Genomic DNA, 10,567 nt, shown 5'->3' with positions numbered 1-10,567 from the left:
CCGGACGCGGCGGCTCCGCCCCACGACGGCCGGCTGGGCGCGGGGTCACTGCCCGGCCTTGTACTTGTCGTAGGCCTGCTGGTTCAGCTCCAGGTACCGCTTCATGCCGACGCCGTCGAGGCCGCCGACGTACGCGTCCCAGTCGGTGTCGATGTTCTTCGACCCCGTGATGAAGGCCAGCTCACCCTGGGTGACGTAGCTGTCGATGTTCGTCTTCAGCGTCGCCATCTCGGAGCTGACGCTCGGATCGATCCAGACGGAGACCGTCGGGAAGAACTGCGCCTTGTCCTCGTGGCCCTCGTACAGCTTCGTCGCCTGGAACAGCCGCCGCTCGTACCCGTCCTCCGAGTAGATGTCCTCCGGCGTCACCTGGGCGTTGCGGTAGGCGAGCGTCAGGTTGTACTGCGCCATGGCGTCCCAGGAGAGGTTCTTGGGCGCCTGCGAGCCGGGCGTGCGCTTGTAGAGCGGCTGGACGCCGGTGTCGAGCGCGACGTCGCCGGGCCCCGGCTTGGTCCAGCCCACGCCCTCCGGACCCATGACCGCGGTCTCGGTGCCCTCGGTCGTGTAGATGTAGTCGAGCATCTTGATCGCCGCGACCTGAGCCTCCTTGCTGGCCTTGTTGGTCAGCATGAAGGTGAAGGTGCTGGAGCTCGGGTAGTTCATGCCGCTGTAGCTCTTACCGGACGGCCCGGTCAGCGGCGGCGCGGCGTCGTACTGCTTGTCGCGGCCGTCCTTGGAGCCCAGCTGCACGAAGATGGCCGGGTGCAGGAGCGGCGACGAGCCGATCATGACGGCGTCGGGGTTGTTGCCGGTCGCCTGCAGCGCCTCCGCGTTCTGCGTGAACGAGGCCGGGTCGATCAGCCCCTCCTGGAACAGCGAGTGGATGTACTTCAGGCCTTCGCGCCACTCCGGCTTGTCCACCGGGGTGGTGACCTTGTCGCCGTTGAGGGTGAGCAGCCCGATCCCGCCGTTGTTCGCACCGGCGGGCGGATAGGCGAACGCGCCCATCAGGTAGTCGATCAGGTGGCCGTCCTGCACGTCGGCGGTCATCGGGATCTCGTCGGCCTTGCCGTTGCCGTTCGGGTCCTTCGTCTTGAACGCCCGCAGGACCGTGCGCAGCTCCTCCGTGGTCTTCGGCATCTGCAGGTGCAGCTTCTTCAACCAGGCGGTGTTGATCCAGAGCTTGTTCGGATACGTGCAGTGGAAGCAGTCCGACCACTGCGGCAGGGCGTAGATGTGCCCGTCGGGCGCGGTCGACATCTCCTTGAGCGTCTTGTTGGAGTCCAGCGCCTTCTGGATGTTGGGCGCGTTCTCCTTGATCAGGTTCTCCAGCGGCACCGCGACGCCCTGCTTGCCCAGCTTCAGCACCTCGGCCTGCGAGAACCCGTCAACCCAGGGGATCAGCAGGAACAGGTCGGGGTAGTCGCCGCTGGCGAGCGCGATCTGCCTCTTCTCCTTGGCCGGGCCCGCGTCGAAGGTGGTGGTCTGCCAGCGGAACTGGATCTTGAACTTGTCGCTCATCAGCTTCGTGACCGGGTTCGTGGCCAGATCCAGGTCGGCGTTGGCGGGCGCGAACGTGTCGATGACGACCTTGCCGCCGGAGAACTCGGGCTTGACGCCGTCGCCGTCCCCGGAGCCGGAACTGCATCCCGCCACAGCCAGCGTCGTGGCGCTCGTCAGTACGGCGACCGTTTTCTTGATGGAACGCATGTGCACTGTTCCCTTTTCCTTGGTGGAGCCCGTTTCCGGAGGTGATTTCAATCGAGAGGTGCTGCTAGCCCTTGACGGCGCCGACCATCACGCCCTTGGTGAAGTGGCGTGCGATGAACGGATAGATGATCAGCACGGGCACGCTCGAGACGACGATGAGGGCGTACTTCAGGACGTTGGCGAGCTGCTGCTGGGCCATCTGCTGGGCCATGTTCGTGGCGCCGACGCCGCGCGTGTTCAGGACGAGCATGTTCCTGAGCACGATCTGCAGCGGATAGAGATCGGGGTCCTTGAGGTAGACCAGGGCGTCGAAGTAGGTGTTCCACTGCCAGATGACGTACATCAGCGTGAGGACGGCCAGCAGCGGCTTCGACAGCGGCAGCACCACCGACCGGAGGTAGCGCAGTTCGCTCGCCCCGTCGAGCATCGCCGCCTCGTGCAGTTCCTCGGGGATGGAGTTGGCGAAGAACGTGCGCGCGATGATCACCTGCCAGACGCCGATGGCGTTGGGGATCAGCAGCGCCCAGCGGGTGTTCAGCATGCCGAGGTCCTGGACCACCATGTACGTCGGGATCAGGCCGCCCGAGAACAACATCGTGAAGATCAGGCCGGTCATCAGCACGTTGCGCCCGAAGAACCGCTTGCGCGACAGCGGGTAGGCGATGGCCACGGTCAGCGTGACGCTGATCAGCGTGCCGGCCGTGGCGTAGAACAGCGAGTTGTAGTACCCGCGGAGGACCTGCGGGTTGCTCAGAGCCTCCTTGTAGGCCCGCAGGGAGAACTCCACCGGCCAGAAGCTCACCCGGCCCGCCGACACGGCGCTCGCGCTGCTGAACGAGCTGGCGACGATGTAGATCAACGGCAGCAGCACCAGCGCCAGGATCACCACCAGCATGATCGTGACGACGATCAGGAACACGCGGTCGCGGAACGGCTCGCGGACCCTCTTCACCACGGGGGTGTCCGGCCGCAGCCTCGACAGCACCGACGACGTCAGCGCGCTCATCCCCACAGTCCCTTCCCGGTGACCCGCTTGGCGGCGACGTTGACGAAAAGCAGCAGGCAGAGGTTGACCACCGAGTTGAACAGGCCGACGGCGGTCGCCGTGCTGAAGTCCGCGTTGATCAGGCCGGTCTTGTAGACGTAGGTCGGGATGATCTCCGACTGCGCCAGGTTGAGGTCGTTCTGCAGCAGGTAGGCCTTCTCGAACCCGATCGCCATCATGTTCCCCACGCCGAGCACGAGGATGATCACGGCGGTGGGCATGATCCCCGGAATGTCGACGTGCCGGATCCTTTGCAGCCGGGTGGCGCCGTCGATCTTGGCGGCCTCGTGCAGCGCCGGATCGATGCCCGCGAGCGCGGCCATGTAGATGACGGCCGAGTAGCCCGTCGTCTGCCAGACATCCGACCACACGTAGATGTGGCGGAAGTAGTGCGGGTCTCCGAGGAAGTCGACGGCCGGGATCCCGAACAGGCCGAGCGTGTCGTTCACGAGCCCGATCCGCGGCGACAGGATGAGGATCGTCATCGAGACGACGACGACCGTGGAGATGAAGTAGGGTGCGTAAGTGATCATCTGCACGGACCGCTTGAACCAGCCGTCGCGGATCTCGTTCAGCGCGATCGCCAGGATGATCGGGATCGGGAAACTCGCCAGGACCAGGTAGAACGCCAGGATGAAGGTGTTCTTCAGCAGGGTCCCGAAGACCGGGTTGGCGAAGAACATCTCGAAGTTCTTGAACCCGACCCAGTCGCTGCCCCAGGGCCCCTTGATGACGTTGTAGTCCTTGAACGCGATGACGGCGTTGCTGATCGGGACGTACTTGAACACGACGAAGTACAGGACCGGCAGGATCACCAGCAGGTAGAGCTGCCAGTACAGCCGCCAGGACCGCCGCGCCTCCGTCCAGCGGCTGTGCCAGTAGCGCGCGAACACGTTCCGATCCTGGGGGGACCCGGCGGGTTCGGCCGCGCCGGCCGGCGGGCCCGGACGCCGTGTGGTGACCGCCATCAGCCCACCCGCAGGTCGCGGGCGGTGAGGCCCGGCTCGCCTTCGACGCCGGGCGCCCGGTGGTTCCCGGCAACCGCTCCCCGCCGGGTGACCGCGCCCGGCCCCGGGGTGCGCTCGACGTGGCAGCCGTCCGGTACTGCACGGGCCGGGCTCACGTGCGGCTCCGTCAGCGAAAGCGGTGACCTCAAGTCACACCTCCTGGTCGAGGGGGTTGGTGATGCCTGTTGCGATGTGACCGGCCGATGCCGGATTGAGGCCTCTGGGGCCGCCGGTGCCACGGCCGCGAGGCCGCGCCGTGGCGTGAAACATAGGCGAAACGTAGGATCAATATTTAACTTCGTCAAGTATTGATTTGGTCTCGGACGAGTCCTACGCTCAGCGGCACCCATGGGCCGCGCTCCGCAGAACCGAGGACCTCATGCCCCCGTGCCGTTCGACCCCGATCCCCGAACCTGACCGCCGCCCGGCCCCGCCACCGTCTCCGTACGGCTTCGCCACTCACGACGAAGGCCCGGGTCCGGAGGGAGATCCGGACCCGGGCCCATGCGCCAGGGGTGCGTTCGTCGGTTATGCGCGGTGCGGGACCGTCACCGCCTGGGCTTGAAGTAGTGCGTCACCATGTAGGCGGTGACCTGCGCGCCGATCTTCGCGCCCTGCAGGTCGGCCGTGCGCGTGTGGATGCCGCCCCAGACGCGGGCGTTCACGACCTCGGCGAGCGCCTGCGAGAACCCGCGGAAGTACCTCGTGGTGCCGGAGTCGGCGCTGTACCCGCTGAACGGAATGTCGTCCCGGCCGAAGAAGTACGCCAGTGCCGACATGCTCGCCGCGGTGAAGCAGGTGTGCCCGGACGTGAAGTCGGGGTGCGGCGGCGTGACGAGCAGCGGCATCCACGCGGGGTCGGCCACCGTCTTCGGGTTGCCGTCGGTGTCGGCGAGCTGGATCGCGGTGACGGGGCGCCAGAAGTTCCACGCCGCCTTCTCGTTGTAGCAGGCCGTCGTCGCGTCGGCCTCGGCCAGGTCGACCATCGCGAACATGCGGGCCGCCTGGAGGGGGTTCAGCCGCCGCGTCGTCGCGAGCTGCCGCTTGATCTCCCATTCGGCCAGGTGCCTGTCGTGCCACCAGATCGCGGCCTGCGTCTGGTCGGCCGTCCTGATCGTGCTGGTCGCCGAGCCGATCGCCTTGACCTCGTTGATGTCCCTGGCGTACTGGGCGCTGGTGAGCGCCGGCGGACCCGACGTGCGGAACATGGACGCGCTCGGGATGAGGAACGGCTTGAGGTGGGCGACCCACGCCCCGTCCGAGGCGAACGTCGGAGGTGTCGGCCGCCACTGGCCGGGCTGCGTGCCGACGGGCCAGGTCTGGCTGCCGAACGCCCCGTCGTCCCGCCGCGCGGCGATCATCGCGTCGGCCGCCTGCGTGCCCACGGTGATTCCGCGCTGCTCGGCGGTGCCGTCGGGAATCGCGGCCAGCGCGTCGTCGTACTGCGTCCGCAGCCTCGCCTGCTGGTCGGGGAACAGCGCGTTCAGCACGAGGAAGCTCGCGGTCGCGACGGCCGCGTCCACCGACTCGGTCCCGTCGGCGGCCGGCGCGACCAGGTACGGCTGGTAGGGCCTGCCGGCGATCGCGTTCACCGCGTCGTAGACGGCTCCGTGCACCATCGCGAAACTGCGTGCCTGGACCTGTGGCTGCTGATGGGCGTTGTCCCAAATAGCCGTCTGGGCGTTGCGGTCCCACACGACGACGGCGTTCTCGGGCGTGCCCGAATCCGACGCGAATGACGAGCCTTCGAGCGCGACCGGGGACCCTACCGTGACGATTGCGGCGACGGCCAGAAAAACGGCCTTCCGCCGGAGGACGGTTGCCCGGCCCGTTTCACCTGAAGCAAGCATGCCAGCAAACTACTCAACAGATCACAACCGTCACAGTGGCCCACAATCGGCAGGGCGATAATGCCCTGGCCGAAAACGAGCCCCTCTGCCGGCGCGAGGTCCGGTCATATCCTCCGGCCACGCGGCCGACGTCACACGATCACCGGAACGCCACCGTCAGGCGGCTTTCCTGGACCGATCCACAGTGCGAATCGCCCGATGCCCGGACGGCGAAACGAGCCGCGGGGCGAATTCACATGCAGCGGAAATCCCAGAGGGAGCCGAGGTCGCGGTCCTGGATCTCGACGATGACCCGCTGTCGGCCGAACACGTCGAGCGAGGCCGGCGTTTGCGGGAGCGTCCACACCATGACCGTGAAGGAGTCACTTCCTCCCGCGACCGGTGGTATCGCCGCCGTCTCGTAGTAATGAGTGATCTCGTCGGCCGAGAGCTTCGTCGTCATGTCGAAGCGGAGCCGGTAGGTGCAGGTGTCCTTCATGCCGTACGCCGCGACCGAGGCGGAGAACTCGTCCGTGGCGAAGCCGGTGGACGGGGGCGGGGGATAGCTCAGGATCCGGCCGGCGAGGTCGTCCATCTGCCGGTTGTGCATCCACTCCGGCAGTTTGGCGAACGCGTACAGCAGGGGCAGGACCAGCACGACCGCCACCGCACGGGCCCACCGCCGCCGCCCCCGCGTCGCGGATTCCGGCACCGCGTCCAGGTCACCGGCCGTCGACATGAGCTCCGTCCTTGTGCCGTCTCGCACGCGAGACCTCCGATGAGACGGGCGCCCGCCGGAGCGGCTCTCCGGCGGGCGCCCCGGCTCACGACGACGACGCCGAGCGGGGCTCGCGCCACATGGGATACATGACGGGGCCGCCCGGGAGCCGGACCAGTTCGAGCATGTCCACGTACCCGTGCCGCAGGTAGAGCCGGCGGCTCGCCTCGCTGCTGGCCTCCAGGTAGGCGGGCATCCCTTCGGCGTCGAGCTTGCGGTGGTGCTCCTCCAGCAGGAGGGTGCCGAGCCCCCGGCCGGTCCTGCCCCGGACCAGGGCGATGAACGCAAGGTAGTGATGGGGCTCGTGCGGGTGGAGCTTGTCCATCAGCTCGCCCAGGATGCCGTAGCGCTCGGCGTTCTCCCCCGCGAAGGAGGCGATCGCCTCCTCCTGGCCGGGGATCTCGGGGAACGGCGCGGTGAACCAGACCGCGACCCCGGAGAGCTCGCCCGACTCGTGGATCCCGTAGACGGTGCCGTGCTCGAGCGCGTGCGCCACCTGCATGGTGAAGAACCGCCTCTGCATCGGCAGGCGGTCCTCCACCGCCGGGACCAGCCAGGCCGTGATCTCGTCCGTGCCGAACGTGTCGGCGATGACGCCGCCGGCCACGGCGGCGTCCGTCATGAAGGTGATCTCGGCGCTCACTTGCGGCCTCCGCCGACCGCCTGGGCGCCGAGGCCGATGTTGGCGTACACCTCGGGCCTGGTCGCCTGCAGCACCCGCGCCCACACGACGCCGAAGACGATCGCCACGACGAAGAGGCTGGGCAGGATCCAGCGGAGGACGGAGTCGGGCGCGACCCCGAGCACGGTGTCGAAGTTCATCAGGGTGAGACCGATGATGACGAACAGCGCCAGGGTCGCCAGGGCCGGCGCGACACGCGTCCGCCACGCCGTCTCGCCCCGGGAGTCGCGGGCGAAGTAGGCGATGACCGCGATCGAGGTCGCCGCGAGCAGGGTCAGCAGCCCGAGGCCGCCGAAGGCGCCGAAGGTGAAGAACAGCTTCGTGACGGGATCGAGGCCGAGGGCCGCGTAGACGACGATCACGATCAGTCCGAGCGCCGTCTGCAGCACCGATCCGGCCACCGGGGCGGCCGTGCGGGCCGAGGTGCGCCCGAACACCGAGGGCAGCACGTTCTCCCTGCCCAGGGCGAAGATATAACGGGCCGTGGTGTTGTGGAAGGCGATCATGCAGGCGATGCTGCTCGTCATGAACAGGACGGAGCCGAGCGTCGCGACCGTGGAGCCCAGGTGGTCGGCCGCCTGGGCGAAGACGAACCCGGTCCCCTGGTCGGTCGCCGCCTTGACGACGCCTTCCGGACCGGTCGGCACCGCCTGCGCCCAGGCCGAGATCGCGTACAGGATCGCGATGATGGCGATGCCGAGGTAGGTGGCCACCGGCACGGTCCTGTCGCGGTCCTTGGACTCCTCGGCGAAGACCACCGACGACTCGAACCCGGCGAAGCCCGCGACGACCGTGGCCAGCGCGGCGCCCACGCCGGGCACGAACAGGGAGCCGGGGCTGAAGCCGGTGAAGCTGACGCCGCTCGGAGCCGCGTTGAGCAGGTCGCCGAGGTCGAACAGCAGGACGACGGCGATCTCGCTGACCAGCAGGACCGACAGGACCTTGCCGTTGACGTCCACCCGCAGCAGGCCCAGCACACCGGTCAGCGCCCACGCCACCAGCGCGATCACCCACCACGCGGGCGACAGGCCGAACCAGTCGCGCAGCAGCGGCTCGGCTGCCGACCCGATGATGCCGTACAGGCCGAGTTGGAGCGCGTTGTAGGCGAGCAGCGCCACCCATGCGGTCGCCACCCCCGCCGTACGGCCGAGTCCCTGGGTGGCGTAGGCGTAGAAGGCGCCCGCGTTCACCACGTGCCGCGCCATCGTCACGTAGCCGACGGCGAAGAGCGCGAAGATCGCGCCCAGCAGCAGGAACGCGAACGGCACGCCGAGGACGCCGGTCACCGCGTACGCCGTGGGGACCGAGCCCGCGACGACCATGAGCGGCGCCGCGGCGGAGATGACGAAGAACACGACCGATGGGACGCCGAGCCGATCCTCGGCCAGGGCTGCGGACACGGCGCTGGGCCGTTGCTCTGTGAGTGACATACCGGGACTCCGTGAGAGGGGGGCGGGAAAGGGGTCAACGACGGCTGATGACGACTTCGCCGATGGCGACCTCGGTCTGGACGACGAGTCTCCGAAAGGGCACGGGGAGGGTGGCGGTCGCGGCGGCCTGGAACTCGCGGTCGTGCTCCCACAGCGCCTGCTGGTCGCATCCGGTGGCCACGCAGAGCCCGTAGAGGACGCAGTCCCTCAGCGCGGGCGGCCTGCGCCGCTGGATGGCGAGGGTGAGACGGGCCCGGGGCCAGGCGGCCGTGTTCGAGTCCACGGGGGCCGGCGGCTGCTGTTTCAACAGGGACCGTCCCGGCGGGTGGAGCAGGTTCGCGGCGATCATCCTGCTCCTGAGATCGGCGTAGATCGTGCGGGCGAAGAACAGCAGCCAGGTGTGGAGGGGGTGCTGCGGCTCGGCGACGATCTGGTCCAGCACGTTCTGCGTGAGGGGCTCGCCGGTGGCGTCCGGGGCGAGGACGTGGAGGCGGTCCTGGCCCGAGGCGAGCTCGACCGTGACGCGTTCGGCGAGCATCAGCTCACCGAGGACGGCGCCCGCCAGCCCGATGCTCGCGAGCCGGGGATGCAACCGCGGCTGACCTGTTCCGTTGTCGTGCATGACGAAGTACAGATCGTCGGCCAGCGACGGGCTCGAAAGATCACCTTCAGCCACGAACGGCGATGATATAGGCGAATTGTTAAATCTGTCATCGAGGAAAGACGGCAGTGCCGGATTACCTATGACCAGGCATGTACAGTCGCCACGCTCCTTACGGATTTCTGCACTCCGCTATTTCGGCTAACCATTTCCCGCCGAGCAGAACAGAACGCCTTTCGGAACGATCCAAAGCCGCGCGTTACGCGCCGACGCCGCCGCGGACCTGTTCCCGCCGGTACGGCCCGCCGTTCCGGCCTCGCAGCGATTCCCCCGTCTTCGGCACGTTCCATGAATGGTTTCCGGCAGCCGAAACAACGCCTTCATGAGTGACACGAAATGGCGATGCGCTGGATCGCCCTTCGCCGCGCATAGGCGGGGACGCGGTTTTGTCGGAGGCGTCGGGCACGATCGTCCCTGCCGGTGCCCCCCACCCGAGAGGAGACGTCGATGAGCGGCGCGACGGCCGACGACTACGCCTGGTTCGACGAGCACGACGAGGGGCTGACGGTGGCCTTCTGCGTCACCTTCGTCGGCGGCCTGACACCCCGGCAGGCCTTCGAACGCCTGGGGATCGCGGCCATCGCGGACGTGGACGACCTCTACTTCGACGGAGCCATCGCGGCCGCCGAGGTGGACGGAGGCACGATCCTCGTCGAGCCCAACGGGTTCGCGTGCACGCTCGACGACGTCGCCAAGAGGCTCTCGGCCGGCGCCGTGACCGCGTCGGTCTTCCTGAACGTCAACGCCGACCAGCAGTTCGTCCACGCCGCGGACGGCCGGATCGTGACCCGTTTCGAGCCCGACTACCCCATGGACCGCGCGGGCGGCGACGAGGATCGCCTCCTGCCGCACATGATCGAGCTCGGCATGCCCACGGAGGATGACGGCGACGAGGACGACGACTGGGGGGACCCGATCCACACGGCGTTCGCGCTGGCCGAGAGGGTGACCGGGGTGCGGATGACGCCCGAGGCGCTCGACGAGCCCGTGCTCGTCGGCTCCACCCGCGGTCTGCTCTAGAGCGGCCGCCGGTCGGAGGTCAGGGAAGGGCGTCCGACAGCCGTTCGCGGAGCGGGGACTCGTGGGCGGGGCCGGTGCAGAGGGTCACCGTCAGCCCGGAGTCGGCCGCCGCCGCGCCCAGGACGGCCAGCAGCGTGGCGAACTGCTCCGCGGGCTCCTCGATGAGCAGGTCCTCGGCGTGCCGTACGACCAGGGCGACGCCGCCGGCCCCGGTCGTGTCACGCAGCGCGTCGGTGAGCGCGTCCCAGTTGCGGCCGAAGTAGTCCGGGAGGGCCAGGGCCCGCGCCACCTCCTCGAAGAAGGCGGCGCGGGTCCGGCAGGCGCGCCCGTCGACGACCGCCGGAGCCGGTCCGGCGGACACGGTCAGCCACTGCGGCAGCGGTCGTTCGGCGGATGCCATGGGAG

11 protein-coding genes are annotated in these 10,567 nt (G+C 68.4%); 1 reads left to right on the top strand and 10 read right to left on the bottom strand.

Annotated features, from left to right (window positions below; all coding sequences use genetic code 11):
• Nucleotides 1–45: 45 nt before the first annotated feature.
• The 9 genes from MPTA5024_RS33805 to MPTA5024_RS33770 form a co-directional block, all read right to left on the bottom strand.
• Nucleotides 46–1,710 carry an extracellular solute-binding protein gene (locus MPTA5024_RS33805; RefSeq protein WP_036331806.1) on the bottom strand — a complete coding sequence of 555 codons (1,665 nt, stop codon included), beginning with the start codon at nt 1,708–1,710 and terminating at the stop codon, nt 46–48.
• Between the two features lie 64 nt (nt 1,711–1,774).
• Nucleotides 1,775–2,716, bottom strand: coding sequence for a carbohydrate ABC transporter permease (locus MPTA5024_RS33800; protein WP_051459040.1), 942 nt, complete (start codon nt 2,714–2,716; stop codon nt 1,775–1,777).
• Nucleotides 2,713–3,648, bottom strand: coding sequence for an ABC transporter permease (locus MPTA5024_RS33795; protein WP_051459039.1), 936 nt, complete (start codon nt 3,646–3,648; stop codon nt 2,713–2,715). Before MPTA5024_RS33795 ends, MPTA5024_RS33800 begins: the two co-directional genes overlap by 4 nt.
• A gap of 74 nt (nt 3,649–3,722) precedes the next feature.
• Nucleotides 3,723–3,878 carry a hypothetical protein gene (locus MPTA5024_RS41570; RefSeq protein ID WP_157099867.1) on the bottom strand — a complete coding sequence of 52 codons (156 nt, stop codon included), beginning with the start codon at nt 3,876–3,878 and terminating at the stop codon, nt 3,723–3,725.
• 432 nt (nt 3,879–4,310) lie between these two features.
• Nucleotides 4,311–5,381, bottom strand: a complete 1,071-nt coding sequence (locus MPTA5024_RS33790) for a vanadium-dependent haloperoxidase (protein WP_198167545.1) — start codon at nt 5,379–5,381, stop codon at nt 4,311–4,313.
• Nucleotides 5,382–5,844: 463 nt separating this feature from the next.
• Nucleotides 5,845–6,330 carry a hypothetical protein gene (locus MPTA5024_RS33785; protein ID WP_036331803.1) on the bottom strand — a complete coding sequence of 162 codons (486 nt, stop codon included), beginning with the start codon at nt 6,328–6,330 and terminating at the stop codon, nt 5,845–5,847.
• Between the two features lie 85 nt (nt 6,331–6,415).
• Nucleotides 6,416–7,012 carry a GNAT family N-acetyltransferase gene (locus tag MPTA5024_RS33780; protein WP_051458981.1) on the bottom strand — a complete coding sequence of 199 codons (597 nt, stop codon included), beginning with the start codon at nt 7,010–7,012 and terminating at the stop codon, nt 6,416–6,418.
• A complete protein-coding gene (locus tag MPTA5024_RS33775) occupies nt 7,009–8,481 on the bottom strand; it encodes an APC family permease (protein WP_036331801.1) in 1,473 nt (490 codons plus the stop codon). The genes MPTA5024_RS33780 and MPTA5024_RS33775 overlap by 4 nt, the downstream gene beginning before the upstream one ends.
• Before the next feature lie 34 nt (nt 8,482–8,515).
• On the bottom strand, nt 8,516–9,157 hold the full coding sequence (locus MPTA5024_RS33770; RefSeq protein ID WP_084370209.1) for a GOLPH3/VPS74 family protein: 642 nt from the start codon (nt 9,155–9,157) through the stop codon (nt 8,516–8,518).
• Between the two features lie 432 nt (nt 9,158–9,589).
• Between MPTA5024_RS33770 and MPTA5024_RS33765 the strand changes: the two genes are divergently transcribed.
• Entirely contained in the window at nt 9,590–10,162 is a 573-nt protein-coding gene (locus MPTA5024_RS33765) for a DUF6461 domain-containing protein (RefSeq protein ID WP_051458980.1), read from the top strand.
• 19 nt (nt 10,163–10,181) lie between these two features.
• Here the strand turns inward: MPTA5024_RS33765 and MPTA5024_RS33760 are convergent, their stop codons facing one another.
• A complete protein-coding gene (locus MPTA5024_RS33760) occupies nt 10,182–10,562 on the bottom strand; it encodes a barstar family protein (protein ID WP_036331797.1) in 381 nt (126 codons plus the stop codon).
• Nucleotides 10,563–10,567: the final 5 nt, after the last annotated feature.

It is taken from the genome of Microbispora sp. ATCC PTA-5024 (genome assembly GCF_000511135.2).
Lineage (GTDB): Bacteria > Actinomycetota > Actinomycetes > Streptosporangiales > Streptosporangiaceae > Microbispora > Microbispora corallina.
This window is presented reverse-complemented; position numbering and strand designations above follow the sequence as displayed.

Bases quoted from the DNA above. Each gene is read 5' to 3' on its own strand.
- MPTA5024_RS33805 (WP_036331806.1), bottom strand. From the start codon at position 1,710: ATGCGTTCCATCAAGAAAACGGTCGCCGTACTGACGAGCGCCACGACG.
- MPTA5024_RS33800 (WP_051459040.1), bottom strand. From the start codon at position 2,716: ATGAGCGCGCTGACGTCGTCGGTGCTGTCGAGGCTGCGGCCGGACACC.
- MPTA5024_RS33790 (WP_198167545.1), bottom strand. From the start codon at position 5,381: ATGGTGCACGGAGCCGTCTACGACGCGGTGAACGCGATCGCCGGCAGG.
- MPTA5024_RS33785 (WP_036331803.1), bottom strand. From the start codon at position 6,330: ATGTCGACGGCCGGTGACCTGGACGCGGTGCCGGAATCCGCGACGCGG.
- MPTA5024_RS33775 (WP_036331801.1), bottom strand. From the start codon at position 8,481: ATGTCACTCACAGAGCAACGGCCCAGCGCCGTGTCCGCAGCCCTGGCC.
- MPTA5024_RS33765 (WP_051458980.1), top strand. From the start codon at position 9,590: ATGAGCGGCGCGACGGCCGACGACTACGCCTGGTTCGACGAGCACGAC.
- MPTA5024_RS33760 (WP_036331797.1), bottom strand. From the start codon at position 10,562: ATGGCATCCGCCGAACGACCGCTGCCGCAGTGGCTGACCGTGTCCGCC.